The sequence below is a fragment of the Lacticaseibacillus sp. 30 genome, assembly GCF_053819265.1.
Window position 1 is genome coordinate 166,711 of sequence record NZ_JBSOQX010000003.1, and the last position, 25,714, is coordinate 192,424.

Below are 25,714 nucleotides of genomic sequence, written 5' to 3' on the forward strand. Positions count from 1 at the left end.
TAAGAAAAGCATGTCAAAGGAAATGATCCAAGCACTTGACGCTCTTGAGCAAGAAAAGGGTGTCAAAAAAGAGGTCGTGATTGAAGCTTTGGAAGCCGCTTTGGTTTCTGCTTACAAGCGCAATTACAACCAAGCGCAAAATGTGGACGTCGAATTTGATCCTAAGCAAGGTGACATTCACATTTATGCGGTGAAGGAAGTTACTGACGAAGTTTTCGATTCACGGCTGGAAGTCAGCTTGAAAGAAGCGCTGGCGATTAACAAGGCTTATGAAATCGGTGACCAAATCAAATTTGAGGTCACACCAAAAGACTTCGGGCGCATCGCTGCACAAACTGCTAAGCAGGTTATTATGCAGCGGGTTCGTGAAGCTGAGCGCAGTATTGTTTATGACGAATATTCACAGTATGAAGATGAGATTCTTCAAGGGGTCGTTGAACGCCGAGATAATCGGTTCATCTACGTCAACTTGGGTAAAATCGAAGCGGTCTTAGGCCGTCAAGATCAGATGCCTAACGAGAAGTATGAAGCCCATGATCGCATCAAGGTTTATGTGACCAAGGTTGAAAACACGAGCAAGGGTCCGCAAGTTTTCGTTAGTCGAACACATCCGGGTCTGGTTAAGCGGTTGTTTGAACAGGAAGTGCCAGAAATTTTTGACGGCACGGTAGAAATTGTCAACATTGCTCGTGAAGCAGGCGATCGGACTAAAATCGCTGTGCGATCAACCAATGACGCTGTTGATGCTGTCGGCACGACTGTTGGTCCGCGTGGTGCGCGCGTTCAAGCCGTCGTTAACGAGCTTTCAGGTGAGAACATGGATGTTGTGCAATGGGAGGAAGACCCAGCGGATTACATTGCCAACGCTTTGAATCCGGCTCAGGTTATCGCGGTTCAATTCAATGATGAGGCCAATGATCGTTCCGCTACTGTGATTGTGCCGGATTACCAGTTGTCCTTGGCAATTGGTAAGAAGGGACAAAATGCGCGACTTGCTGCCAAGCTGACCGGCTATAAGATTGACATCAAGCCTGAATCTGAAGTTGAATTCGTTGATGATGATGAATTGCCTGAAGCAGAGGCTGAAGCGGCTGCTGAAACTAACGACAACGCAGATGCAGCAACTGACGCTGAGACAACGCCTGACAGTGATGCCGCTGCAGCAGATGATGCCGACGACGCCAAAACCGCCGCAGATGCACCAGATTCAGCTGATCAAGCGCCTGTAACGCCGAGTGCAACCGATCATCCGGCGCAAGCTTAAGGAGGCGAGCCATGAAAAAGCGTAAGATTCCAATGCGCAAGGACTTGCTAAGCAATCAGATGATGCCGAAAAAAGAACTGGTTCGCATCGTGAAGAACAAAGAAAATGTTGTCGCCATCGATCCTACCGGCAAAGCTGCTGGTCGCGGTGCCTATGTGGCACTTGATCCAGCCGCTGTGAAAGCAGCAAAGGGTAAAAAGCTGATTGACGCAGCATTTGGAATCACGATTGAACCAACCTTTTATGATGACCTGTTCGCGTATGTCGATCATCAAAAGGCTCGTCAAGAACTATTCGGCAAGTGACGATGCAAAAACAAGCCGTATTGAATTTATTGGGTTTGGCCCGCCGCGCCAGTCGCTTAGTCACCGGAGATAATCTGGTCTTAGGAGCGATTCGCTCGCGTGAAGCTAAATTGGTTTATGTTGCCAATGATGCTAGTGCCAACACCCGCAAGAAGTTTTCGGATAAAAGCAGCTATTATGAAGTTCCTTTGGTTACAGAGTTTTCCAAAATGGAACTATCGCAGGCCATCGGCAGTGATCGCTCGATCATTGCCGTTGTGGATGCGGGCTTCGCTAAGAAGATGCAACAGCTGCTCACCTAAATTGCAGGGAGCGTGAAGAAATGGGCAAAAAACGCGTTTATGAATTTGCCAAAGAAATGCACGTCGATAATAAAGACGTCATCGATATCGCGAAGAACTTGGGTATCGAAGTAAAAAATCACATGTCCTCGATCGATCAAGATCAGGAAGCTAAGATCAAAGGTATGTTAAGCAAGCAGTCAGCTGGCAAAGCACCGTCATCACAGGCAGCAAAGACACCTGCTAAAGCAGCCAAGGCGAGTTCAGCGGCACACAAAGAGGCTGCTAAGAAGCCAGTCGCTGCCAGTGCCAAGTCAAACGATCATGCTGATGCTGCTGAGCATTCGCAAAAAAACGCAAAACCTGTTGCTAAGCAAGAAAACAAGCCGGCGCGGTCAAATAAGACCTCTGACGGCAAAATCATCTTGAGCAAGTCAACAATTTTGCGACCACGCAGCACACAAACGGCGCATACCAACACGAATCACAATCGTGGCGGCAATACAGCCAGCGCTAACAATACGGCTAATGGCCGGAATTCAAATCGCTCAAACAATAATAATAACAACCGTTCTGCGAACAATGCTAATCGTTCCGGTAACAATAATCGGTCTAACGAACGTAACCGTAATGACCGCAATCGTCGGTTCGATAACCAGCGCGTCACAGGGCCAATGCCGCGTGCTGGCCGTCCCACGGCAGCTAATGGCAATCCCCGTCCTGTGGCAGGCAACGGTGGCAAGTTTGTTAAACCAGCGTCTGAACGTCAGCAGCCAAAACGTCAGGAAGCGGTCAAACCGGCAAATGCAGCGAGTAAACGTTCTGAGCAACCTCGGACGGAACGGCCGCGCACTGAGCAGCCAGCTGCAACAACCAATCAACGCTTTACGAAACCGGCTCCAGTTCCAGCGGCGGCAGCACCAAAACCGGCAAGTGCCGGCAGCCAAGACAATCGCAATAGCCGGCGTGGCGGCGGGAACAGTAATTTTGGCCGCAGCAACAGTTATGGGAATCGTAACGGGTTTAACCGCAACAACCGGCGCAACAAGAAGAACAAGCGCCGTCAACAAAGCGCACCGAAGAAGGAAATGCCGCAGCGTAAAGAGCGGCCATTACCAGAAACACTGATTTATGAAGTTGGGATGAATGCGCAGGATCTTGGTAAGATTTTGCATCGCGAACCAGCTGAATTGATTAAGAAGCTCTTCATGTTGGGTGTGATGGTTAACCAAAACCAAAGCCTTGACAAAGATACCATCGAATTGTTGGCTACCGATTACGGGATTGACGCCCAAGAAAAGGTTCACGAAGATATTTCCGACTTGGACAAAGTGTTCGAAGAAGAAAACAAGAACCAAGACAACTTACAGCCACGGCCGCCAGTTGTTACTATCATGGGTCACGTTGATCATGGGAAGACAACCTTGCTCGATAAGCTGCGTCACACACATGTGACTGAAGGCGAAGCCGGTGGGATTACCCAGCATATCGGTGCTTATCAAGTTAAACTGCGTGATCGGTTAATTACGTTCTTGGATACACCTGGGCATGCGGCCTTCACTAACATGCGGGCGCGTGGTGCGGACATCACCGACATTGTTGTGCTGGTGGTTGCCGCTGATGATGGTGTGATGCCGCAGACGATTGAAGCGATTCATCATGCGCAGGCAGCCAAGGCACCGATCATCGTTGCAGTTAACAAGATCGATAAGCCAGGCGCTAACCCAGACCACGTCATGGAACAATTGACGGAATATGGGTTGATTCCTGAAGACTGGGGCGGCGACACGATTTTCGTCAAAATCTCAGCTAAATTTGGCAAGAACATCGATGAATTGTTGGAAATGATTTTACTTGAAGCCGATGTGCTCGAACTCAAAGCTAACCCTGATCAAAAAGCGGTTGGTACTGTGATCGAAGCACGTTTGGATAAGGGTAAGGGTCCTGTTGCTACCGTACTGGTTCAACAAGGTACGCTGCATACAGGTGATCCAATCGTTGTCGGGAATACTTTCGGCCGCGTCCGTGCCATGACTAATGATCATGGCCGGCGGGTCAAAGATGCTTTGCCATCAATGCCTGTTGAAATCACTGGTATCAACGATGTGCCACAATCGGCTGACAAGTTTGTTGTCTTTGCCGATGAACGCACCGCGCGTGCTGCTGGTGAAGAACGAGCCAAGCGGGCACAGGAAGAAGAACGTAAGAACACCAACCATGTCACGTTAGATAATCTTTTTGAAACAATGAAGGAAGGTCAGCTGAAAGAAGTTGACGTCATCATCAAGGCCGATGTGCAAGGCTCAGTTGAAGCCTTGGCTGGCAGTCTTGAGAAAATCGAAGTTAAGGGTGTTCGGGTGAATATTATTCATCAGGCCGTTGGCGCGATTAACGAAAGTGACGTTACCCTTGCAGCTGCAAGTAACGCGATCATCATTGGCTTTAACGTTCGCCCAACTGCGCTGGCAAAAGCCCAAGCAGAACAAGACGATGTTGATATTCGGTTGCATAGTGTCATTTACAAGGCGATCGAAGAAGTCGAAGCTGCGATGAAGGGGATGCTGGAACCAACCTATGAAGAAAAGGTGATCGGAACAGTGACTGTTCGCGAAACAATTCCGGTTTCTAAGGTTGGTACCGTTGTCGGTGGTTATGTCGATTCCGGCTATATTACCCGCGACGCTGGTGTCCGTCTCGTTCGCGATGGCATCGTCAAGTACGAAGGTAAACTCGGCTCCCTGCGTCGCTTTAAAGACGATGTCAAGGAAGTCCGTCAAGGCTTTGAACTTGGCCTGACCATTGAGAACTACAACGACATTAAAGTCGATGATCAAATTGAAGCCTTCACAATGGAACAGGTTCCAGTGAAGTAACTAACCCAAACGTATCTCAGGATTTAATGATACCGACTGTTTTGAAGGAGGTAGGCAGATATGAAACATCGTATCGGTCGAGTTGAGACTCAGATCCAACGTGAAGTTGACGATATCTTGTTGAAAGATGTCAACGATCCGCGGGTTAAAGGCGTGACGATTACCGGAGTCAAACTGACCGGTGATCTGCAACATGCCACCATTTTCTACAGCATTCTCGATGATGCGCCTGACAAAGTCGAAGCAGCCCAAACCGGTCTGGACAAGGCCAGTGGACTCATTCGCCGCGAAGTCGGGCAGCGTATCCGGTTATTTAAAGTTCCGGAAATCGAGTTTGCCCAAGACAAATCCGTTCAATACGGCGCACGCATTGATCAACTGATCAATGAAGTACGACGGAAGAATCTTGAATAAGCACCACTTAAAAGAAGGATCTGACTGCTGCTAGTGGTCAGGTCTTTTTTTATAATCGATAACTGATACTGTGTCAGCAATAGGAGGATTGTGTATCCGGTTTGAATTTTGAAATCGAATGCGGAGAGCCGGCGGAGCGGCGATGGGCTCAGTGGTGACATTGGTCTTAGCGGAGTGGTTTTCTCCGCTTAGACCAAGGCCGAGTTCCAAGACCGCGGTTTTTGCAGGCTTGAAGTCGTGCCCACCACTCTATCTTCGCGGTCGCCACCCCGAATCGCCGCGGAGCCGGCTCGTAGCTGCGGTGTTCAAGGAGCCTTACAGAGACAGTCCAAAGTCGCGGTGCAAAAATAGATTTGTGGTTCTTACCTCATATCCCCTAGACAATCTTTTGAATCTAAACCGTAATAGAACCATCAATTCAAACCTTCAGACTTTACCGCCCAACAGCTTTAGGTTTTCAAGCTTGCACGGTATAATAATAATCATTGAGAAAGGAAGGATCACGATCAAGTTACTAGGTGCCTTATACGGACCATTCTTCTCAGCGCATAATTGGCAACTGGCATTTTCTGTTAGCGGCCTCGTGACCATTTTCAGCTTGATCTTGCTAGAATGCATGCTATCAGTCGACAACGCTGTCGTGCTCGCTGCACAAACCGAGCAGCTCAAGGTCGAATCAGAACGAAAAAAAGCTCTGATGTACGGTATGGGTGGTGCATACATATTCCGCTTCATTGCTATCGGACTAGGTACTTACTTATTGCAATTCTGGCCGATCAAAGCGATTGGTGCGGCGTATCTTGTCTGGATGAGTGCGAGTTATTTTTATGAAGTGCGCCATCCAAAAAATCAGAGAGGGACGCATGGGAAACGACCTCACGGGCTTTGGGGGACAGTCATTCAAATTGAGAGTCTCGATATCGTATTTTCGGTTGATTCAATTTTGGCGGCCTTGGCAGTGTCCAGCAATCCGGTGATTGTTTTGATTGGCGGTTGTCTCGGTATCTTTGCTATGCGGCTGGTGGCGCAGGTCATCACCACCTTTATTGATCGTGTTCCGGAACTTGAAACCGCAGCTTATATTCTTGTAGGTCTCATTGCCATTAAGTTAGGTCTCAGTCTGCCAATGATTGATGTGAAAACGCCAGACTGGCTTTTTTCGGTCCTAGTGGTGCTTGTTTTCATCTGGGCCGGCTGGCGACATGTCGAGCATGAAAAACATCATCATAGTATGTATAAAAAATCAAAACCATGAAAGGAACTGCTATGAACGGGATTTTGCCGTTATATAAACCCACTGGCATGACCAGTGCTGATGCGGTGTATCATGCCCGCAAGATTCTTGGTATCAAAAAAATTGGCCATTCCGGCACCCTTGATCCTAATGTGGACGGCGTGCTGCCGCTGGCGATTGGTGCAGGCACTAAAGCGGTGCCGCAATTAATGGCCAGTGGGAAAGTCTACACCGGAGAAATCACGTTAGGTTTTGCGACGACAACCGAGGATTTGGATGGGGAAGTTGTTGATAAAACGCCTTTAACGCAGCCGTTTACAGCTGATCAGTTGGATGCTGCATTGACTGCGTGGACAGGAAACATCACACAGATTCCGCCGATGTTTTCGGCGGTCAAAGTCAACGGTCGCCGGCTTTACGAATATGCGCGCGCCGGTGAAACTGTGAAGCGGCCAGGACGACAGGCCACGGTGTCACAGTTTACACGTACCGATGAACCGGTTTTTTCAGCCACTGATGGCACCCAGCGGTTTCGGTTTGAGGTCCATGTTTCTAAAGGAACTTACATTAGAACACTAGCAGTGGATGTTGGCAAAACGCTGGGAGTTGCTGCGGTGATGAGTCAATTGACGCGAGTAAAAAGCGGCGGGTTTACGTTGAAGCAGGCGGTTAGCATTGAGCAATTGAAGGCTCATGCCGCGGCAGGTACTTTAGCCGATGTGATTCAACCGATTGATATTGCTTTTGCCGATCTGCCTCAAGTTGATTTGACCGTAGAACAATTTGAGGCAATCAGTCATGGCCGCTTTTTATCGCTCGATCAGCAGACTCCGCGCGTTCGTCTGCATTTTGCAGGCGTTCTTAAGGCTATCTATCGCCGAGAAGACGATCAGTATCGGCCAGATTTAATGTTTTTAGCTAATGAAAAGAATGTGTGAAAATTTATGAAAACAATTGATATTCAGCCGCCATTGCAGGTGTCCGCGGCCCCGCCACAGCCCATCGTCTTGACCTTGGGCTTCTTTGACGGCGTCCATCGCGGCCATCAAGCGGTGATTAAAACCGGCAAGAAGATCGCTTTAGCAAAAAAGATACCGTTGGCGGTGATGACGTTCAATATTCATCCAGCCGTCGTTTATCGTGGGGTTTCCGAAACCGATATTCGGTATTTATCCACTCGTGAAGAGAAAATCAAAATTATGCAGTCACTGGGCGTGGACTATTTGTATGTGGTTCACTTTACCCCAGACTTCGCTGCGCTGACGCCGCAAGCTTTTGTCGATCAGTATTTGGTCGGTCTGAAGGCGGATACGGTAGTTGCAGGTTTTGACTATACTTATGGCAAGCGGGATGTTGCATCTATGGCTTTATTGCCAAAATATGCTCGTGGCCGGTTTGATGTCATCAGCGTGCCCGAACTCGCTGAGGATGGTCAAAAGGTCAGTTCAACCCGAATCCGGCATGCACTTGATTCCAGTGATATTGATACGGCCAATGATTTTCTGGGTTATACCTATACAACTGCTGGTAAGGTGGTTCATGGTGAGGCGCGTGGCCGTTTGCTTGGCTTCCCAACAATCAATTTGGAGACACTTGGCCAACAGCGATTACCAGGCATTGGTATTTATGCAGTGAAGGTCAAAGTTGGCACCACTTGGTATTTAGGCATGGCCTCCATTGGCCGTAATGTCACGTTTGGCGACGATCGAGACGTGACACTTGAGATTAATTTACTTGATTTTGATCAAATGATTTATGGCGAAAACGTTCAAGTTCGCTGGTATCACTATTTACGCGGTGAAGTGAAATTTGCTGGTGCTGATGCCCTGATTGATCAATTGAAAAAAGATGAAACTGCCGTCCGAGACTATTTTGCCGCAAAGAAGGGTTAATATGGCAGGTGCTTATCTTCATATACCATTTTGTGAACATATTTGTTACTACTGCGATTTCAACAAAGTTTTCATCGAAGGCCAGCCAGTTGATGATTATGTGGCCATGCTGCTAAAAGAAATGCGGATGGTGATGGCCGAACATCCTGAAGAAAAAATTCAGACGGTTTATGTCGGTGGTGGCACGCCCAGCACGCTGACACCGACACAATTGGCTACATTGTGTCAGGGTATTCACGATATCCTACATTTTGATCAAGGGGAGTTTACTTTTGAAGCCAACCCCAATGACTTGCTCACGACCGAAAAGTTGCAAGTGCTACATGATTATGATGTCAACCGTTTGTCGATTGGCGTGCAATCGTTTAATGATGATGTATTACGCCGAATTGGCCGGATACATCGAGCAAAAGATGTTTACACTGCCATTGCTAACGCCCGTCAAGTCGGGTTTGATAATATTTCGATTGATTTGATTTTTCGACTACCTGATCAAAGCCGCGATGACTTTCTGACCAGTTTGCAAAAGGCGTTGGCACTGGATCTGCCGCATTACTCAACGTATTCCCTAATTTTGGAACGTAAAACGATCTTCTATAATCTGATGCGACAGGGCAAGTTGCGCTTGCCGACCCAAGACGTCGAGGCCGATATGTATCAAGATGCGATCGATCTCATGGAAGCACATGGCCGACATCAATATGAAATTAGTAATTTTGCAAAAGACGGGTACCAGTGTGAGCATAACTTGCTTTATTGGCGTAATGACAAGTACTTTGGCTTCGGTGCTGGTGCGTTTGGGTATCTTGGTCGTGATCGCTACCACAACTATGGTCCTATTAAGCAGTATTTAACACCATTACATGCTGACCACTTGCCGGTCCTTGAACATCATTTGGTGCCACAGTCAGAACAGATCGAAGAAGAAATGTTTCTAGGCTTGCGGACGATGCAGGGGGTCAGTGAAGCGCGGTTTTATGATCGCTACCACATGACAGTTGACGCCATTTATGGTGAAACTGTGCCGGAACTGGTCAGTCAAGGTTTGGTTGTGCGCCAAGATGGCTACATTCGCCTGACCAACAAAGGCAAGTTCCTTGGCAACGAAGTTTTTCAACGTTTCTTGATTGATGAGCCGCTTGTTTAAGTGCTAAAAGAAACGGCTGTGTTGTTAAAATGCACTTGCCATAATTTTCACTAGAAACGTTCACAATCTAGCAATCGTACCTTGACTTTGCTAACCTCGCTTGGTATATTATTCATTGTATTAGCACTCATATAAAACGAGTGCTAAAGGTGAGGTGAGAAAATGTTGACGAAACGGCAATTGCTCGTCTTAAAAGAGATCATCCGGTTGTTTACTGAAAGTGGCCAGCCGGTGGGCTCAAAGACGTTAATGCAAGAGCTGCCGGTTCACGTCAGTTCTGCGACGATCCGCAACGACATGGCAGCGCTGGAAGATGCCGGTCTGATCACCAAGACCCATAGCAGTTCAGGTCGAGTTCCTTCGACACAAGGCTATCGCTACTATCTTGATCATCTTGTTGAACCCGTGCGCGTCTCTCGCCATGATTTGGCAACGATCAAGCAGGAGCTTGGCCAGCGTTACAGCAAAATGGACGAAATTGTGGCACAAAGCGCGCAGATTCTATCAAATCTGACGAGCTACACCGCCATTAGTCTCGGTCCGGAAGTCAACAATATTAAGCTCACTGGGTTCCGACTCGTACCACTAGGTAACCATCAAGTCATGGCCATTTTGGTCACGAATAATGGTAATGTCGAAAATCAGGTGTTCACCGTCCCGCCGTCCATTTCTTCCGATGAACTTGAAAAAGCCATCAGAATTGTGAATGATCAGCTGGTCGGGTTGCCATTGGTTCAGGTAGCACAGCGGCTGAGGACGGATGTCCCGTCCATGCTAATGCAGTATTTGACCAGCCCAGACGGCTTCCTTGATATTTTTGGCAATGTCTTAAAGTCAGCTGCCTCTGAACGTTTTTATGTTGGTGGGCGGTTGAACTTGATGGATTACCTTGGCGATTCGGATATTCACGAGCTGAAAAAGATCATGTCGTTGATCGATGCGGATCACGGCGATCTGACTGAGTTGCTGGGCGGCCCGATCCGCCAAACACCGGTTCAAGTGCGACTGGGTCCAGAGTTAAAACCTATTGATCTAGCGAACCTCAGCTTGATCACTGCTAGTTATGATGTTGGTGGTCACGGTACCGGTATGATCGCCCTCTTGGGACCGACGCAAATGCCGTACTCCAAGATGATCGGCTTGCTCGACGTTTTTCGCGAAGAGCTAGCTAAACGGTTGACAGACTACTATGCCAACTTTGATCAATAATCATGTTAGCAAATAGCATCAGTTGGTGTTTTTAAGCCAACTGATGCGTTTAAAGAATAGCGTGAACTGACACGTTCAGAAATCGGCGCACAAATGCAATGGTCTTTTTTGGGCATTGTGCATGTGTTTCTTATGGACAGGCTTTTACGTCAGGAAACGCGTTAAAGGAGGATACCATGGCAGAACAAAAAGCAAAGCATGCAGCAAACGCCGCAAAGAAAGCTGAAAAGTCTGCTGATACGAAAGAGACTTCGTTAAAAGAAGATATTTTACAAGAAAGTATCGCGGATCTTAACGAACAACTTTCGAACAGTAAACATGACGGCGAGCAGTTGAAGCAAGAACGCGACGACTTTGAAGATAAATACCTGCGTGCCGCTGCAGAAATTCAAAATATGAATGCTCGCTTCGAGAAAGAGCAGCAAAAGCTGTTGAAATATGATGGGCAAAAGTTGGCTAAAGCCATTTTGCCAGTTGTTGATAATCTCGAACGGGCGCTTGCAACCGAGGCCAAAGATGACAGTGCAGTTTCCCTGAAGAAGGGTGTTCAAATGGTTTACGATCATCTGGAACGCGCTTTGAAGGAAAACGGTATCACTGCCATTGATGGTGCCGGGGACAAGTTCGATCCCAATACCCAGCAAGCCGTTCAAACGGTCGCGGCGGATGATCAACATCCAGCTGACACAGTCGCGCAGGTATTGCAAAAGGGGTATTACCTCAAGGATCGCGTGTTGCGTCCTGCTATGGTTGTCGTTGCAAAATAATTAATCTGAAAATAAAGAAGGTATAAACTATGAGTAAAGTTATTGGTATTGATTTAGGGACTACCAACTCAGCTGTTGCGGTTCTGGAAGGCAATCAGCCAAAAATTATCACCAACCCTGAAGGCAATCGGACCACGCCATCTGTTGTTGCATTTAAAGATGGTGAAATCCAAGTCGGTGAAGTGGCCAAGCGCCAAGCGATCACTAACCCAGACACGATTGTTTCCATTAAGCGCCATATGGGTGAAGCTAACTACAAAGTCAAGGTTGGCGATAAGGAATACACCCCTCAGGAAATTTCTGCGATGATTTTGCAATACATCAAGAAGTTCTCTGAAGATTATCTTGGCGAACCAGTTAAGGACGCCGTTATCACCGTACCGGCTTACTTTAATGATAGCCAACGGCAGGCCACCAAGGATGCCGGCAAGATTGCTGGTTTGAATGTTCAGCGGATTATCAACGAACCAACCGCTTCTGCCTTGGCTTATGGCTTGGACAAAGGCGACAAGGACGAAAAGATTCTGGTTTATGACCTTGGCGGTGGGACATTTGATGTTTCCATTCTGCAATTAGGCGACGGGGTCTTTGAAGTGCTGTCGACCAATGGTGATACCCATTTGGGCGGTGATGATTTTGATAACAAGATCATCGACTGGCTAGTTGCTGAATTTAAGAAAGACAACAACATTGATTTGTCCAAGGATAAAATGGCGATGCAACGGCTGAAGGATGCCGCTGAAAAGGCTAAGAAGGATCTGTCCGGGGTTACCCAGACACAGATCAGCTTGCCATTTATCTCTGCTGGCCCTAATGGCCCGTTGCATTTGGAACGCACCTTGACGCGGGCACAGTTTGACGAAATGACCGCTGACCTGGTTGCCAAGACCAAGATCCCAGTCGAAAATGCTTTGAAGGATGCCAAGTTGACCAACGCTGACATCGACAAGGTTATTTTAAATGGTGGTTCAACTCGGACACCAGCAGTTCAGGAAGCAGTTAAACAGTGGACTGGCAAGGACCCAGACCACAGCATTAACCCAGACGAAGCGGTTGCGCTTGGTGCTGCCATTCAAGGCGGGGTCATCTCTGGTGATGTCAAGGATGTTGTGCTGTTGGATGTAACGCCGCTGTCTCTTGGGATTGAAACCATGGGCGGTGTCTTCACCAAACTGATTGATCGTAATACCACAATTCCAACCTCAAAGAGTCAAGTCTTCTCTACTGCAGCAGATAGTCAACCAGCCGTTGATATCCACGTACTTCAAGGGGAACGGCCAATGGCAGCTGACGATAAGACACTTGGTCGCTTCGAGTTGACGGATATTCCGCCAGCACCACGTGGCGTACCTCAGATCGAAGTTAAATTCGATATTGATAAGAACGGCATTGTTCAGGTTTCTGCGAAGGATCTTGGCACCGGCAAGTCGCAAAACATCACCATCAAGAGTTCTAGCGGTTTGTCCGATGAAGAAATTGAACGGATGAAGAAGGAAGCCGAAGAAAACGCCGATGCCGACGAAAAGCGTAAAGAAGAAGTCGACTTAAAGAATGACGTCGATCAGCTGCTCTTCCAAACCGATAAGACATTGAAAGATGTTGACGGTAAGGTACCTGAAGAAGACATCAAGAAGGTCAAGGATGCTCAGGAAGCCTTGAAGAAGGCTCAACAAGAAAACAACTTGGACGACATGAAGCAAAAACGGGATGACTTGAACAAACTGGTTCAGGATATGACCGTGAAGTTGTACGAAAATGCCCAGAAGAATCAGCAGGCGCAAGGCGGCCCAGCCAGCGGTGCAGCAACTGATGCAGGCGCAGCTCAAGGCAGCGATGATAAAAAGTCTGACGATGACACCATTAATGGTGACTACAAGGATGTTTCCGACGACGATAAGAAGTAACATGTTGTATCATGAGCAAGAAGCCGAAGCCGCGGCGCGGTTTTGGCTTTTTGTTTGAATTATGCTATGCTGAACAGGCATTTTCAGTCATGATCTGAATCGAGGAGGAACTATGGCGGATCAGAAAGATTATTATGAGACACTCGGTGTAAGCCGAGATGCCGATGATGACACCATTCGTAAAGCGTTCCGCAAGCTTTCGAAGAAATACCATCCGGATCTCAACCATGCACCAGGGGCTGAGCAGAAGTTCAAAGACATTAATGAAGCCTATCAGGTTTTGTCTGATCCCCAAAAACGGGCGGCCTATGACCAGTATGGTTCTGCTGACGGTCCGCAAGGGTTTGGCGGCGCTGGTGCTGGTCAAGGCGGATTTAGTGACTTTGGCGGCGGACAAGGCGGTTTTGGCGGATTTGACGATATCTTCAGTCAATTCTTTGGCGGTGCCGGCGGTGGTGCGCAAGCTAATCCATCCGCACCGCGCCAAGGGGCCGATTTGCAATACCGCATGGATCTAACGTTTGAGGAAGCTATTTTTGGTAAAGACACCAAAATTTCCTATGATCGTGAAGCCGTTTGTCACACCTGCAATGGCAGCGGCGCTAAACCTGGTACCAGTCCAGTGACCTGTCATAAGTGTCACGGTAGTGGGTATATTCAGGTTCAACGCAACACCGCATTTGGCGCGATGATGACGCGGCAGGTCTGCGATGTTTGCGGCGGCACAGGTCAGGAAATCAAGGAAAAGTGCCCGACTTGTCATGGCACTGGCCACGAACAGGAACGTCACACCATCGATGTGAAAGTACCGGCTGGTGTTGAAGATGGCCAGCAAATGCGACTACAGCAGGCTGGTGAAGCTGGAACCAACGGCGGCCCTTATGGTGATCTCTATATTGTTTTCCGAGTCGCACCAAGCAAAAAGTATCAACGTGACGGTTCAGAAATCTATCTGACCATTCCGTTGAGTTTTGCTCAGGCAGCTTTAGGTGACGAGATCAAAGTCGACACCGTTCATGGTGCAGTTGAATTGAAAATTCCTGCTGGCACCCAAAGCCAGACGAAGTTCAGACTTCGCGGCAAAGGGGCACCACGCTTACGAGGCAATGGTACTGGTGATCAGATTGTCACCGTTGAAGTGCAGACGCCAAAGCATTTGAATGAGAAGCAAAAGTCAGCCTTAATGCAGTTCGCAGCCGCTAGTGGCGAGGATGTCACCCCGCACAATGGCACGCTGTTCGATCGGGTTAAGGAAGCTTTTAAAGGCGGTAAGTAAGCAAATAGGGTGCGGTGCTAGGCAAAGACTTTCTTGCCGTGCCAAACTCCGCAATCTCCGGCCAGATGGGGTGGCGACGCGAAGCTAGAGCGGTGACGGCGCTTCGAGCCCAAAAACCGGTCTCGAAGTCGCCTAACAACATCAGCGACAAAGCCCGGTCGCTGTGTTGTTTGCACGGCTGAGCCCCATCTGGCCTACGATTGCTCCGCCTTGGCACTGGGATCTTTAAATCCCAATAAAAATTATCCATGAGAAAAAGGCTAACAATTCCGCTTTGGAAATTGTTGGCCTTTTTGCTGGTTGTGAATAATATCCCAATTTTACAGTGTAACGGGAGAAAAGAAAAATCCGGTAAGGAGTTGGAAACCGACATCCTTTACAGGAACTAATCTTAGATTATTTGGTGGAGACAAGCCATCATCACAGTTTGATGATCCGATCCACTTGTTTAGCGATTTGTGAATGCAGATGATGTGTGATCATGATCAAAGTGATATTTGGCAATGTGACGAGCAGTTGCTCAATTTTGATGGCCGTGGGTTCGTCCAAGGCAGCTGTGATTTCATCTGTGATAACCAAACGCCGGTTGCGAATCAAGCCGCGGGCTAAAACCAGTCGTTGTTTTTGACCGCCAGAAATATTGCTACCATTCTGACTGAGGATGGTCTCCAGGCCGTGTGGCTGATTTGCGACGAAGGTCGTTAACTGACACAGCGTTAAGACTTGATTGAGCTGGCGATCAGTAAAAGGATCGCCTAATGTGATATTGAACCGGATGCTTGCATTAAAAAGGTATGGTGATTGATCAATGTAAGTAATTTGATTGCGTAAAGAACCACCATCAATCTCGGGATAAGGCATCTGATCCCAATAAATACCGCCGTGAGTTGGCTGCAACAAACCGGTCAATAGTTTGACTAAGGTCGTTTTACCACGACCAGAGGCACCGACAACGGCTATTTTTGTTAATGCGGAAATAGTGAGATTAAGTTGCCGGAGGATTGGTTCACGGCAATTGCCATAAGTAAAATCAAGCTGCTTGATCTTCAAAGCGTGCGCTAGTGGCCCGATCTTTTGTCCAGTACTCGGTAAGGTAATTGCAGCCGCCCCAAACTTTTTAAAAATCGGCTTGACTGACTTGAGGGTCGTTAAGGAGAAGCTCAGCAACGTTAAGCCACTGAAGGTTGAACCGCCAAGACTGTAAATTGTTACGACGGCACCAACTGCCAGTTGGTGTTGGTAAGCCAATAGACCTGCCTGGATCAAAAGCGCCAGTTGGCTTGCCAAATTGACTAGGTTAATGAGAAATTGCGTGAACATGTCAAATTGCATATAGTGAAGATTTGCCTGACCGGTTTCATCAGAAGCGTGAGTGATTCGGTTTATCAGCAACGTTTGGCGATTAGCCATCAACAAGGTGTCGAATCCTGCCAAAACATCGCTGATTTTCTTGTTCAACCGCTCGTTTTGATGGCTAAATTCGGCAGCGGCCCGGGCCAGTCGTTTGCGATAGAGCAGCGGTACTATCAACAGGGCAGTAGCTGCCAATGTAACAGTCGGTAAAAAACTAATTTGATAATTCACCAAGACGATCGCACTAAGCAGAACCTGCCAGATAGCTTGAATCATGTAAGAAAAATATCGCAGTCCCTGCTGATTGATCGTGTTCATATCGTTGGTGAGCCACGAAGTATAAACGGCATCCGTGCGACGATGATAAGTCAGATAGGACATTTTAGCGATATTGGCGACGAGTTGACGGCGAATATTGTTGTTGAGATGGCGCTGGAGGACGAATTGGTCAATATTGGTCAACGTTGCTAAGGCAAGCTGGGTGATTGTCACCATAACCAGCAAAAGTGCCGCCTCAATAAACATGGTGCGATGAAAATGCGTGAGTGCTGTCATCGCATTCCCGCTCAATATGGCTGTCGCAGTTAAGGCACTGGTCATCAATCCGTATAGGCCAATATAGGTCACCAGCCGCCATTTAAGCCGTAATAATTCCTGAAAAAATGTCATCGGGATCACCTCTTAATGAATAAGGTACCGAGGATGACATGTGTCGGTGCTATAATTTCAGTATGCTAAAAAGTTGAGGCGGTGATGTCATATGCAGTATGGTGCGACTTTTCGAAGTTTGCGACGCAGTAAAGGATTAACGCTAAAACAAGTGGCGGATGACGTTAATTCTATTTCGTTGATCTCACAGTTTGAGCATGATCAGCTGCATATTTCGACTGAGCGGTTTATTCATTTGCTAGACCGCATTGCTGTCAGTTTTGATGAGTTCCAAGTAATCCGAACCGGCACCGCCAAGTCGGTCTCTGAACAGCAAATTGAAGCTTACTTGAACCTTATTCGCTACAGCTATGATCGACTGTCGCATCCTTATGATCATGAGGCCATTGACCAGCGCTTAACCATGCTTGAGCGTCAAAATGAAAAACGTTACAGTCTTCAACTGGATCATTTTTTGCAAATTCGCCATGGCTATGCGCATTTCGGACATCCCCCGTACTTGTCAGGGATTGCCTATTATTTACAAAATGTTGATCAATGGGGGTTGCATGAAATGCGCTTGTTTAAGCAAAGTGCGCGGCTTTTTCCTTTGGCAGTCAACCGTCAATTCATCGACAATGTTAAACGCAAGTCGGCTCTTTTGGCCGCCATTCCGGGTTATCAACGCGAGCTGTTTTATGTCTATTTCACCGCTACCACAGCCTACATTACCCAAACACATTTTGCAGAGGCAGCTCAATGTCTAAACTTGGCTCAAAGAGAAGCGAAAAAAGCTGAGTTAGCTGACATCTCAATTTTCCTGCCATTTATGGCGGGCTGGCTTAAGTTGTTCGAAGGTGCAGAATCTGAAGCAGCTACCTTATTTGACCAAACGCTGACGCTTTATCATCAGCTTGGGATGAAGCACCACGAAACTGTTTGGCAAGATGTTCGCCGAAGCGAGATAGCCCACTATAAGGCAAACGAGCCGTCCGATTTCTTTGTCTTCGATGGCATTTGAGTGTCATGCCAACATTATTCGGCTGAGAAGGCTGCTTATGGTTCCGATTTCTATCTTGGCTTGTTCACGCGCTACTGCCGTTTCTACCGAGCAGCGTCAAGCTCTGCTATAATAGAACTCATATCACATTCGCTTAGAAAGTAGGCACTACTAAACATGAATCAAGAAGAAATGCTGGACCGCCAAAAGCATATCCGCAATTTTTCGATCATCGCCCACATTGATCACGGGAAGTCGACCCTTGCTGATCGTATTTTGGAGTTGACCGATACCATTGCCAAACGTGATATGCAGGCGCAGGTGCTAGACGATATGGCACTTGAACGTGAACGTGGCATTACCATTAAACTAAATGCGGTTGAACTGCATTACAAAGCTAAAAATGGCGAAACTTATATTTTTCATCTAATTGACACACCGGGACATGTTGACTTCAGCTATGAAGTCAGCCGCAGTCTGGCGGCCTGTGAAGGGGCCTTGCTGGTCGTGGATGCCACCCAAGGCGTCGAAGCCCAGACATTAGCCAACGTCTATTTAGCGATCGATGATGACCTTGAAATCATCCCGGTCATTAACAAGGTTGATTTACCGAGTGCCCAGCCAGATGTCGTTAAAGAGGAAATTGAAGAGATGATCGGGCTGGATGCCTCCGATGCTATTTTGGCCAGTGGTAAAACCGGCCTAGGCGTGCCTGAAATTCTTGAGCGGATTGTGACCGATGTGCCAGCACCATCTGGCGATTTGAATGCGCCATTACAAGCACTGATTTTTGACTCGGTTTATGACGATTACCGTGGCGTTGTGCTTGATGTGCGCGTCAAGGAAGGCCAAGTTAAAGTCGGCGACACCATTCAGCTGATGAGCAATGGCAAGCAATTTCAAGTGACCGAAGTCGGCGTGATGTCGCCTAAAGCGGTCAAACGTGATTTTCTGATGGTCGGAGATGTTGGCTATATCACAGCCGCGATCAAAACCATTCAGGATACTCGTGTGGGTGATACGGTGACCTTAGCGGATCGGCCAGCAGAAAAGCCGCTGAAAGGCTATCGCAAAATCACGCCAATGGTGTATTCAGGCCTTTTCCCAGTTGATAATGCCAAGTTTAACGATTTGCGCGAGGCGCTCGAAAAGCTGCAGTTGAACGATGCGGCTTTGGAATTTGAACCAGAAACTTCGCAGGCGCTTGGTTTTGGCTTCCGATGCGGGTTCTTAGGTTTGCTGCATATGGATGTCGTCCAAGAGCGACTAGAACGCGATTACGACCTTGACTTGATCATGACCGCGCCAAGTGTGGATTATGAAATCATCATGACCGATGGCACTGAAAAAACGATCGACAACCCAGCTGACATGCCAGAAGTTAGCGAAATCAAAGAAATTCGCGAACCGTATGTCAAAGCCTCAATCATGGTGCCTAATGATTATGTCGGGCCAGTCATGGAGTTATCGCAACGTAAGCGCGGCGAGTTTGTGACGATGGATTATTTAGACAAGTATCGGGTGAATGTGATTTACAACTTGCCGCTTTCAGAAATCATTTACGACTTCTTCGATGATCTCAAGAGCAGCACGAAGGGATACGCCAGTCTGGACTATGAAATCACCGGCTATCGCCAAAGTGATCTGGTTAAGATGGACATCTTGCTCAATGGCGATCCTGTCGATGCGCTCAGTACCATCGTGCACAAGGACTTTGCTTACGAACGCGGCAAGGCCATTGTTGCGCGTCTGAAAACCACGATACCGCGTCAACAGTTTGAAATTCCGATTCAGGCTGCGATTGGCAATAAAGTCATTGCCAGAAGCACTGTGAAGGCTTACCGTAAAAACGTTCTTGCAAAATGTTATGGCGGCGACATCACGCGGAAACGGAAGCTTTTAGAGAAGCAAAAGGCTGGTAAGAAGCGAATGAAATCAGTGGGGTCTGTGGAAGTTCCACAAGAAGCGTTTATGAGTATTCTGAAGATGAATGATGAAGAAAGCCAAGGTAAATAGGCAGTTCTGTTTTCATAGAAACAAAGACCTTGGTGATTTGCCCACATCTTCTTCAAAACAAGCAAAAAGCAGGCCGTTGTGACCTGCTTTTTTTATGCCTTGTGTTGGTGGTCATCTTCATGTTCATCAACGAGTGTTTTTGCTTTGTGGGCTAACTTTCGCTCCGGTTTAAAGAGCTGATAGGCGCCATAGGAAACTAGGCCGCCGATAGCAGTGATGCTGAAAACGAGTAAGTAGAGTGTGGCATCAAGTGTGGGATGGGGGATGTCATCGAGCTTTTGCGTGACTTTCTTTTCTGTGATCGCTGTACGATGCTTGAGATTCATTGCTTTCACCTCGTTTGAACGACTGGGTACACAGTATGAAATTCCTCGACCACGACCATGGATGATTCTGGATCAAATTGAATGCCATTCGCTTGATATTCCTGACTGAAAAAGGCTTGATGGACTTCACGCCAACTAGCTAAGGATTGATCGTCTTCTCCTTCGCGTTTAGCAATATCGGCAGTCACTTTCATAAATGGCGTTACAAAAACATTGTCCGTGAAAGTCAAGGCAACAGGCTTATCCGCCCGATTCAAGATAATATTATAGACGCCGGCGTTGGGTAGCGGATCCTGTTCAATAGTATACAGCTCAAAGCCGCTTGAAGTTGCGGTTTTCTTGCCGGTTTTAACCAATGCAGCGAGTTTATCAGCAAATTTTGCACCGCCGAGTTGGTAAGCATCTTCATAGGTGTCAGCGTGCAAATCTAGAGCAGCCTTGGCGTGGGCAAAAAAATCATCTAATTCCTGTTGGTCAGCCATGGCATTCACATCCTTTCTTTATCATCATTATCACACAATAAGCTGGCGGTTGCATGATGATGTGTTTGAAAAATCCCTGTCACTAGCTGCTATCCTGATGTTGCCGATTATCGCCATAACGTGCTCGCAATTGCAGAAGGCTTACATGTGAAAATTAAGGCCACGGTTTTGACCGTTTGCCTTAAGACCACTTACGCGCCGTTTTTTAAGTGTGGTTTGTTCGCGCTCACAAAAAAACCGGCTCCGCAAAGGATACCGGTTGTTTTATTAAAGTTGAACCGCGTCCACAGCTGCAGAAACTGAAGCTGTGAAACTCCTCCAGACTAGAAGACCTGTTCGTCGATTTTACGCATTACAATCTTAGGAACGGTAAGGCCAAGTTCATCAGCCAAAATTTTCATGGCTTCTTCGCGGGTCTTAATTTTATCCATGTCCCACATGATATTTGCAATGCGGCCATTTTCATAGTCAAAAGGCTCTTCGTAGAAGTAATCATCGTCATTGTCTTTGTGAAGTTTTGCCGAAACCTTCTTGGACAATGCCCGAGTGTAATCGCGATCGATCATTTCCGGAACGTCCTTTTCAGTGACGTAACCGACTTTCTCGATTTGGGCAGCTGCTTTATCGACGGCCTCGTCAGAAACGTTAATTTCTTTACCGACCTTTTCATTGAATTGGTCTTGAGATTTTGCCATGGTGCTTCCTCCTTATCGCATGACCAACTTAAGCTGATCACACATCTTAAGTCGCTGACTGGAGTTGGGCTTATTCACAATTTAATTATATCACGTTTTCAATGAGTCGCACGGATGGCTTGCATTGAATGTCCGACACAATAACATGTCATGCCGACACGCATTCTGTTTGTGTCCTGTCAGTCAGCATCTGCCAAAGATAACTTAGGCATACCGGTTAATTCACCAAGCTTTCTCTGGTATACTGGATCGGTTAGAAAGGAACGAGACGATATGACGCAGTATCAATGGCAACTCGCCCCACAACCTGCAGCAGCTGATGCACACGCGCTTAGCGAGACATTGGGTGTCCCACCATTTTTAGCGACCTTGTTGCTGCAACGCGGGATTAATGATCAGGCAGATTATGATGCGTTCGTGCACCCAGACACTAGTCGATTGCATGATCCATTCGCCTTGCATGACATGGATAAAGCCGTTGCCCGGATTTTGAAGGCAATTGAGCAAAATGAAAAAATCACGATTTATGGCGATTACGATGTTGATGGGTTGACCAGCAGTGCCATCATGCTTGAGACCTTGCAAAGTCTGGGCGCCGATCCGGATGTGTTTATTCCTGATCGCTTCACCGATGGTTATGGGCCGAATGCCGAAGTTTATGCTTATTTGCAAAAAACTGGCACACAGTTGGTAATCACCGTTGATAACGGTGTTGCTGGTGCCGCAGTCATCAATCCGGCACAGGCTGCAGGCATGGATGTGGTGGTGACCGATCATCACGAGTTGCCAGCAAAGTTGCCGCATGCGGTGGCCGTTGTTCATCCACGGCATCCAGATGGCGATTATCCGTTCGGTGATCTTTCTGGGGCTGGCGTTGCCTTTAAGGTTGCAACGGCCTTATTAGGCGAACCACCGTTAGAAAGCGTTGACTTGGCAGCTTTGGGTACCATTGCTGATCTGGTCAGCTTAACCGATGAAAATCGCGTGATTGCGCAATTAGGCTTAAAAATGATCCAGACTCAGCCACGGGTCGGGCTTGCGGCTATTTTAAAGGAAGCCGGTGTTGCCCCGGAAACCGTGAATGAAACAACGGTCGGTTTTGTCATCGGACCGCGGTTGAATGCACTTGGGCGGATGGGCGACGCGAATCCTGGCGTAACGTTACTGACGACATTTGAGGATGACGTAGCGGCTGAGTTGGCCGAACAAGTCGGCAAGCTAAACCAGGAACGACAAGGATTAGTTGCAAAGATCGCTCAGGAAGCTTTGACGATGGCACAGGCGCCGGAAAACCAAGCGGCCAAAACATTATTGCTGGCCAGTAAAGGTTGGCATGAAGGGGTTGTCGGGATTGTGGCCAGCAAGGTTGTCGAAGCAACAGGCAAGCCAACGTTAATTATGAACATTGCAGATGATGGCGAAACTGCCAAAGGCTCAGGTCGCTCGATCGAGGCTTATCATCTTTTCAAAGCTTTAGAGCCAGCAAAGGAACACATGGTCCATTTTGGTGGCCATCATATGGCAGTCGGTCTCACAGCTAAAACAACGGATTTACCATCGATTCATGCGCAGATGGAGGCGGCTGCGGCAACAATGCTGAAAACTGTTCCGAAACCAACGCTGCCTATCTCAACGAGGCTGGAAGATGCTGATTTGACATTTGATCACTATCAATTGATCCGTCAGTTAGCACCGTTTGGTCAAGGCAATCCCGAACCGGTTTTCTCAGTACGCCCGCAAGTTATCCAAAATGTGAAACAGATTGGTAAAGAAAACAATCACCTGCGTTTTCAAATTGACCAAGGCATCAATGTGATTGGTTTTGGCTATGGTGATGCTGCGGAAACACTGGCAACGGCACAGGCCGTTAAATTGGCAGTTCAGCTGGATCAAAACACTTGGCAAGGTCATACCAGTCTACAACTCATGTTGAAAGACTATGAAGTCAAACAGCCGCAAGTCATTGACTGGCGAATGCCAACGATTGACGGCGGCCAGTTCAAAGCCAGCCGCACGTATGTGTTTTTTGATGCGAAAGTAAAGCAACAGTTTGAGCGGCAATTTTCCTTTGGTGGGCCAACGACCATCGCTGCTCAGGTTCAAGCGCCTTTAGCGAATGCAGTTTTAGTCGACTTGCCAAAAGATGCTGCCGCGTTGCATCAGGTGATGCAGTATGTGCAGCCACCTGTTGCCGTCATGTTTTACGGCGCACCAAGCCGCTTGGTTGCTATACCGACGCGGGCAGAATTTGGGGCCGTGTTGCGTTTTCTGAAGGCCCATCCTGGGTTCGACAAGCATCACATTCCAGCGATTGCTAAGGCGGTCCATTTAACCGTCCATCAAGTGATCTTAGCGGTTCAGGTGTTTTTTGAACTCGATTTTGTTACAATAGAGGGTGCTTTTATTTCTCCAGTCACAGCCCCGGCGAAAAAGCCGCTGCAAACGGCGAAGGCTTATGCAGCGCGCACAGCCTTTCTAGATCTGGCGCAACAGTTACAGACCATGCCGCGCGCTCAGCTTGAAACCATGTTGCTGACGGAGCATTCAGACAGTGAGGTAGAATCATGACCATCAACTTTAAAGATTACATTGCCAGTGTGCAGGATTACCCTGAACCAGGGATTATTTTTCGTGATATTTCACCTTTGATGGCAGATGGCAAAGCCTATGCTGCAGCGACAGATGAAATTGCTGCTTATGCACAGGACAAAGGCGTTGAAATGATCGTCGGCCCAGAAGCACGCGGATTCATTGTTGGCTGTCCAGTGGCGTACAAGCTGGGTATTGGCTTTGCTCCGGCGCGGAAAAAAGGGAAGTTGCCACGGCCAACCGTTAAAGCCAGCTACGATCTTGAATATGGCGAAGCCACCTTATACTTGCATAAGGATGCGATTAAACCTGGCCAACGTGTCCTAGTTTGCGACGATCTGTTGGCCACTGGCGGCACGATTGCTGCTACGATTCGCTTGGTCGAACAGCTTGGCGGCATCGTTGTCGGCACCGCCTTTTTGATTGAGCTAAGCGACTTGCACGGCCGCGACAAGATCAAAGACTATGACATGTTCACGCTGATGTCATACACTGGCGCATGATAGTGGTATTTTCAGTCAAAATGCCCTAGTATTTTAAGTGGCATCGGGATTAACGTAAGACAGAGCGTGAGCCAGTGCGGTTAGCGGCTGGCGTGTAAGCGGCCTTGGGCGTGATGGCCGTCTTTTGACCATTGCCACCAAGGTCCTTACATGCATGTAGGTTGGCTACGCAAGGTGGCGCATTTAAGCAAGAGCGTGAGCAGTCGCGCATAGAAACCGGCGTGTAAGTAGCCTCAGGCGTGATGACCGGGTTTGGGCCCATCGCACTCGAGGTTCTTACACGCAGATTGCTGCGACTGTGATCGCGTTTAGGGGGGATCGCGATGGCTAAACATCACAATAAGGTTGAAAAGACCTTGGTCGAAAAAATGTTGGACAAAGCGGGGATCGCTTATGTGCCTTACGAATTTCCGACTGAAGAGGTGGGCGATGTTGCTCAGCTAACAGTTGACCATCTGGATGTACCAGAACATCAGATTTATAAAACGCTGGTCTTGACGGGCAACAAAACTGGTCCGGTGGTCGGCGTCGTGCCGCTCGATCGGCATGTTGATTATAAAAAACTAAGCAAGGTCTCTGGTAACCGCAAAGTGGGCATGGTGCCGCTGAAGGATCTCATGAAAACCACAGGTTACGAGCATGGTGCTAACACACCCATCGGCATTCACGAACGGCATAAGTATCCTATTTTTATCAGTCAAGAGGCTGAGGGCCAGGCAACGATCATTGTTTCCGCCGGTAAAGTGGGTCGCTCAGTTGGCATTGATCCTAAAATTTTGGCGCAATTTGTTGATGCACAATTTGCGGATATTGCCACGCAAGACTGAAGGAAGGAGATCGCGTGTATGTTTGAGACAAATCACAGTCGGTTCGCGACTTTTGGCGTCATCTCGAATCTGCCAGGTGAAATCATTGATAGCATTTGGATGATCATCGATCGAAATCTGCAAGGGGTTGTTCCGCTAAATAACTTGTTACGTTTCGATCTGCAGAATAATCAGGGGAAGCTGACCGTTCATTTTAGTGAAAATGGCGCGGCAACGGAGATGTCAGTTGATCTGCCATTCCCGTATGATCCCAGTTTTCCCGACACAGTCATGGCTTACGACGACGGCGAGAGTCAAACTATCTTGCTGCCTGAAGAAGGACACCAGAAGTAATTAAAAATCACCTGTATGCGGAAGAGGGTGAGCCATCTTACCCTCATAGAACTTGTGATTCATTAAATTCCGAATAATCGTAGGAAGATGCTAGGCTAAAATTTCCTTGCCGTGCCAAACTCCGCAATCTCCGGCCAGCTGGGGCTGGAACGCTGTGACGGCGCTTCGAGCCCAAAGACATCAGCTCCAGAAACCGTCGCTGTGTTGTTTGCACGGCTGAGCCCCATCTGGCCTACGATTGCTCCGCCTTGGCACTACGGTCCTTAAAATCATAATAAATTATCTATGAGCAGGCAAAAGCGAACAAATTTCCAAATGGAAAATTGTTCGCTTTTGCTTTGTCGTCTTAGAAGTATGTCTCAACCTGTACCTGTTC

24 protein-coding genes are annotated in these 25,714 nt (G+C 47.8%); 19 read left to right on the plus strand and 5 right to left on the minus strand.

Going from position 1 to position 25,714, the window contains the following annotated elements; translation table 11 throughout:
• Positions 1–10: 10 nt before the first annotated feature.
• The 13 genes from nusA (at position 11) to dnaJ (ending at position 14,566) form a co-directional block, all read left to right on the plus strand.
• On the plus strand, positions 11–1,264 hold the full coding sequence (nusA, locus tag ACWPAB_RS03455; protein WP_003584562.1) for a transcription termination factor NusA: 1,254 nt from the start codon (positions 11–13) through the stop codon (positions 1,262–1,264).
• Positions 1,265–1,275: 11 nt separating this feature from the next.
• The gene (rnpM, locus tag ACWPAB_RS03460) at positions 1,276–1,569 is read left to right on the plus strand and encodes an RNase P modulator RnpM (RefSeq protein ID WP_003565786.1); all 294 of its coding nucleotides are present in this window, start codon (positions 1,276–1,278) and stop codon (positions 1,567–1,569) included.
• 2 nt (positions 1,570–1,571) lie between these two features.
• A complete protein-coding gene (locus ACWPAB_RS03465; RefSeq protein WP_003565784.1) occupies positions 1,572–1,871 on the plus strand; it encodes a YlxQ-related RNA-binding protein in 300 nt (99 codons plus the stop codon).
• A 20-nt stretch (positions 1,872–1,891) separates the two neighbouring features.
• The gene (gene infB / locus ACWPAB_RS03470) at positions 1,892–4,723 is read left to right on the plus strand and encodes a translation initiation factor IF-2 (RefSeq protein ID WP_003579355.1); all 2,832 of its coding nucleotides are present in this window, start codon (positions 1,892–1,894) and stop codon (positions 4,721–4,723) included.
• A gap of 60 nt (positions 4,724–4,783) precedes the next feature.
• Positions 4,784–5,137 (plus strand): 30S ribosome-binding factor RbfA, encoded by a 354-nt coding sequence (gene rbfA, locus ACWPAB_RS03475; RefSeq protein ID WP_003565780.1) that lies wholly within the window; start codon positions 4,784–4,786, stop codon positions 5,135–5,137.
• 463 nt (positions 5,138–5,600) lie between these two features.
• On the plus strand, positions 5,601–6,392 hold the full coding sequence (locus ACWPAB_RS03480) for a TerC family protein (RefSeq protein ID WP_003579352.1): 792 nt from the start codon (positions 5,601–5,603) through the stop codon (positions 6,390–6,392).
• Between the two features lie 11 nt (positions 6,393–6,403).
• Positions 6,404–7,309, plus strand: a complete 906-nt coding sequence (gene truB, locus ACWPAB_RS03485) for a tRNA pseudouridine(55) synthase TruB (protein ID WP_016382074.1) — start codon at positions 6,404–6,406, stop codon at positions 7,307–7,309.
• A 6-nt stretch (positions 7,310–7,315) separates the two neighbouring features.
• On the plus strand, positions 7,316–8,263 hold the full coding sequence (ribF, locus tag ACWPAB_RS03490) for a riboflavin biosynthesis protein RibF (RefSeq protein ID WP_003584556.1): 948 nt from the start codon (positions 7,316–7,318) through the stop codon (positions 8,261–8,263).
• A gap of 1 nt (position 8,264) precedes the next feature.
• A complete protein-coding gene (gene hemW / locus ACWPAB_RS03495; RefSeq protein ID WP_016382073.1) occupies positions 8,265–9,410 on the plus strand; it encodes a radical SAM family heme chaperone HemW in 1,146 nt (381 codons plus the stop codon).
• Between the two features lie 162 nt (positions 9,411–9,572).
• Complete coding sequence (gene hrcA, locus ACWPAB_RS03500; RefSeq protein ID WP_003565751.1) at positions 9,573–10,619, plus strand: heat-inducible transcriptional repressor HrcA; 1,047 nt, start codon at positions 9,573–9,575, stop codon at positions 10,617–10,619.
• Positions 10,620–10,795: 176 nt separating this feature from the next.
• Positions 10,796–11,386 carry a nucleotide exchange factor GrpE gene (gene grpE / locus ACWPAB_RS03505; RefSeq protein WP_003565749.1) on the plus strand — a complete coding sequence of 197 codons (591 nt, stop codon included), beginning with the start codon at positions 10,796–10,798 and terminating at the stop codon, positions 11,384–11,386.
• A gap of 29 nt (positions 11,387–11,415) precedes the next feature.
• Positions 11,416–13,290 (plus strand): molecular chaperone DnaK, encoded by a 1,875-nt coding sequence (gene dnaK / locus ACWPAB_RS03510; protein ID WP_003565747.1) that lies wholly within the window; start codon positions 11,416–11,418, stop codon positions 13,288–13,290.
• A gap of 112 nt (positions 13,291–13,402) precedes the next feature.
• Positions 13,403–14,566: a molecular chaperone DnaJ gene (gene dnaJ / locus ACWPAB_RS03515; protein WP_003579344.1), complete on the plus strand. Its 1,164-nt coding sequence runs from the start codon at positions 13,403–13,405 to the stop codon at positions 14,564–14,566.
• Here dnaJ and ACWPAB_RS03520 read toward each other — a convergent pair.
• Both ACWPAB_RS03520 and ACWPAB_RS03525 read right to left on the minus strand, forming a co-directional pair.
• Positions 14,550–14,783 (minus strand): hypothetical protein, encoded by a 234-nt coding sequence (locus ACWPAB_RS03520; RefSeq protein WP_225351429.1) that lies wholly within the window; start codon positions 14,781–14,783, stop codon positions 14,550–14,552. The two genes, dnaJ and ACWPAB_RS03520, sit on opposite strands and share 17 nt — an antisense overlap.
• A gap of 203 nt (positions 14,784–14,986) precedes the next feature.
• Complete coding sequence (locus ACWPAB_RS03525; protein ID WP_016382072.1) at positions 14,987–16,588, minus strand: ATP-binding cassette domain-containing protein; 1,602 nt, start codon at positions 16,586–16,588, stop codon at positions 14,987–14,989.
• Between the two features lie 91 nt (positions 16,589–16,679).
• On the opposite strand from ACWPAB_RS03525, the gene ACWPAB_RS03530 reads away from it, so the two are divergent.
• Entirely contained in the window at positions 16,680–17,588 is a 909-nt protein-coding gene (locus tag ACWPAB_RS03530) for a helix-turn-helix domain-containing protein (RefSeq protein WP_003579340.1), read from the plus strand.
• A 156-nt stretch (positions 17,589–17,744) separates the two neighbouring features.
• The gene (lepA, locus tag ACWPAB_RS03535) at positions 17,745–19,583 is read left to right on the plus strand and encodes a translation elongation factor 4 (RefSeq protein ID WP_003575274.1); all 1,839 of its coding nucleotides are present in this window, start codon (positions 17,745–17,747) and stop codon (positions 19,581–19,583) included.
• Between the two features lie 92 nt (positions 19,584–19,675).
• Here the strand turns inward: lepA and ACWPAB_RS03540 are convergent, their stop codons facing one another.
• The 3 genes from ACWPAB_RS03540 to ACWPAB_RS03550 form a co-directional block, all read right to left on the minus strand.
• Complete coding sequence (locus ACWPAB_RS03540) at positions 19,676–19,909, minus strand: hypothetical protein (protein ID WP_003579337.1); 234 nt, start codon at positions 19,907–19,909, stop codon at positions 19,676–19,678.
• Positions 19,910–19,914: 5 nt separating this feature from the next.
• The gene (locus ACWPAB_RS03545) at positions 19,915–20,391 is read right to left on the minus strand and encodes an ASCH domain-containing protein (protein WP_003588015.1); all 477 of its coding nucleotides are present in this window, start codon (positions 20,389–20,391) and stop codon (positions 19,915–19,917) included.
• Between the two features lie 323 nt (positions 20,392–20,714).
• Complete coding sequence (locus ACWPAB_RS03550; RefSeq protein ID WP_003565736.1) at positions 20,715–21,086, minus strand: hypothetical protein; 372 nt, start codon at positions 21,084–21,086, stop codon at positions 20,715–20,717.
• Positions 21,087–21,359: 273 nt separating this feature from the next.
• Here ACWPAB_RS03550 and recJ point away from each other — a divergent pair, with 273 nt between their 5' ends.
• The 4 genes from recJ to ACWPAB_RS03570 all read left to right on the plus strand — a co-directional run bounded on the left by recJ (position 21,360) and on the right by ACWPAB_RS03570 (position 25,338).
• Positions 21,360–23,654 carry a single-stranded-DNA-specific exonuclease RecJ gene (recJ, locus tag ACWPAB_RS03555; RefSeq protein ID WP_003579333.1) on the plus strand — a complete coding sequence of 765 codons (2,295 nt, stop codon included), beginning with the start codon at positions 21,360–21,362 and terminating at the stop codon, positions 23,652–23,654.
• Positions 23,651–24,178, plus strand: coding sequence for an adenine phosphoribosyltransferase (locus tag ACWPAB_RS03560; protein WP_003565731.1), 528 nt, complete (start codon positions 23,651–23,653; stop codon positions 24,176–24,178). The genes recJ and ACWPAB_RS03560 overlap by 4 nt, the downstream gene beginning before the upstream one ends.
• Positions 24,179–24,501: 323 nt before the next feature.
• On the plus strand, positions 24,502–25,005 hold the full coding sequence (ybaK, locus tag ACWPAB_RS03565; protein WP_003575271.1) for a Cys-tRNA(Pro) deacylase: 504 nt from the start codon (positions 24,502–24,504) through the stop codon (positions 25,003–25,005).
• 18 nt (positions 25,006–25,023) lie between these two features.
• Positions 25,024–25,338, plus strand: coding sequence for a DUF960 domain-containing protein (locus tag ACWPAB_RS03570; RefSeq protein ID WP_003565728.1), 315 nt, complete (start codon positions 25,024–25,026; stop codon positions 25,336–25,338).
• Positions 25,339–25,714: the final 376 nt, after the last annotated feature.

What these genes read in the sequence shown, in the direction of transcription:
- ACWPAB_RS03465 (WP_003565784.1), top strand. Translation starts at nt 1,572, where the DNA reads ATGCAAAAACAAGCCGTATTGAATTTATTGGGTTTGGCCCGCCGCGCC.
- infB (WP_003579355.1), top strand. Translation starts at nt 1,892, where the DNA reads ATGGGCAAAAAACGCGTTTATGAATTTGCCAAAGAAATGCACGTCGAT.
- dnaK (WP_003565747.1), top strand. Translation starts at nt 11,416, where the DNA reads ATGAGTAAAGTTATTGGTATTGATTTAGGGACTACCAACTCAGCTGTT.
- truB (WP_016382074.1), top strand. Translation starts at nt 6,404, where the DNA reads ATGAACGGGATTTTGCCGTTATATAAACCCACTGGCATGACCAGTGCT.
- ACWPAB_RS03540 (WP_003579337.1), bottom strand. Translation starts at nt 19,909, where the DNA reads ATGAATCTCAAGCATCGTACAGCGATCACAGAAAAGAAAGTCACGCAA.
- ACWPAB_RS03530 (WP_003579340.1), top strand. Translation starts at nt 16,680, where the DNA reads ATGCAGTATGGTGCGACTTTTCGAAGTTTGCGACGCAGTAAAGGATTA.
- ACWPAB_RS03570 (WP_003565728.1), top strand. Translation starts at nt 25,024, where the DNA reads ATGTTTGAGACAAATCACAGTCGGTTCGCGACTTTTGGCGTCATCTCG.
- rbfA (WP_003565780.1), top strand. Translation starts at nt 4,784, where the DNA reads ATGAAACATCGTATCGGTCGAGTTGAGACTCAGATCCAACGTGAAGTT.
- lepA (WP_003575274.1), top strand. Translation starts at nt 17,745, where the DNA reads ATGAATCAAGAAGAAATGCTGGACCGCCAAAAGCATATCCGCAATTTT.
- ACWPAB_RS03550 (WP_003565736.1), bottom strand. Translation starts at nt 21,086, where the DNA reads ATGGCAAAATCTCAAGACCAATTCAATGAAAAGGTCGGTAAAGAAATT.
- dnaJ (WP_003579344.1), top strand. Translation starts at nt 13,403, where the DNA reads ATGGCGGATCAGAAAGATTATTATGAGACACTCGGTGTAAGCCGAGAT.
- hemW (WP_016382073.1), top strand. Translation starts at nt 8,265, where the DNA reads ATGGCAGGTGCTTATCTTCATATACCATTTTGTGAACATATTTGTTAC.
- hrcA (WP_003565751.1), top strand. Translation starts at nt 9,573, where the DNA reads ATGTTGACGAAACGGCAATTGCTCGTCTTAAAAGAGATCATCCGGTTG.
- ACWPAB_RS03560 (WP_003565731.1), top strand. Translation starts at nt 23,651, where the DNA reads ATGACCATCAACTTTAAAGATTACATTGCCAGTGTGCAGGATTACCCT.
- ribF (WP_003584556.1), top strand. Translation starts at nt 7,316, where the DNA reads ATGAAAACAATTGATATTCAGCCGCCATTGCAGGTGTCCGCGGCCCCG.
- recJ (WP_003579333.1), top strand. Translation starts at nt 21,360, where the DNA reads ATGACGCAGTATCAATGGCAACTCGCCCCACAACCTGCAGCAGCTGAT.
- ybaK (WP_003575271.1), top strand. Translation starts at nt 24,502, where the DNA reads ATGGCTAAACATCACAATAAGGTTGAAAAGACCTTGGTCGAAAAAATG.
- ACWPAB_RS03525 (WP_016382072.1), bottom strand. Translation starts at nt 16,588, where the DNA reads ATGACATTTTTTCAGGAATTATTACGGCTTAAATGGCGGCTGGTGACC.
- grpE (WP_003565749.1), top strand. Translation starts at nt 10,796, where the DNA reads ATGGCAGAACAAAAAGCAAAGCATGCAGCAAACGCCGCAAAGAAAGCT.
- nusA (WP_003584562.1), top strand. Translation starts at nt 11, where the DNA reads ATGTCAAAGGAAATGATCCAAGCACTTGACGCTCTTGAGCAAGAAAAG.
- ACWPAB_RS03545 (WP_003588015.1), bottom strand. Translation starts at nt 20,391, where the DNA reads ATGGCTGACCAACAGGAATTAGATGATTTTTTTGCCCACGCCAAGGCT.
- rnpM (WP_003565786.1), top strand. Translation starts at nt 1,276, where the DNA reads ATGAAAAAGCGTAAGATTCCAATGCGCAAGGACTTGCTAAGCAATCAG.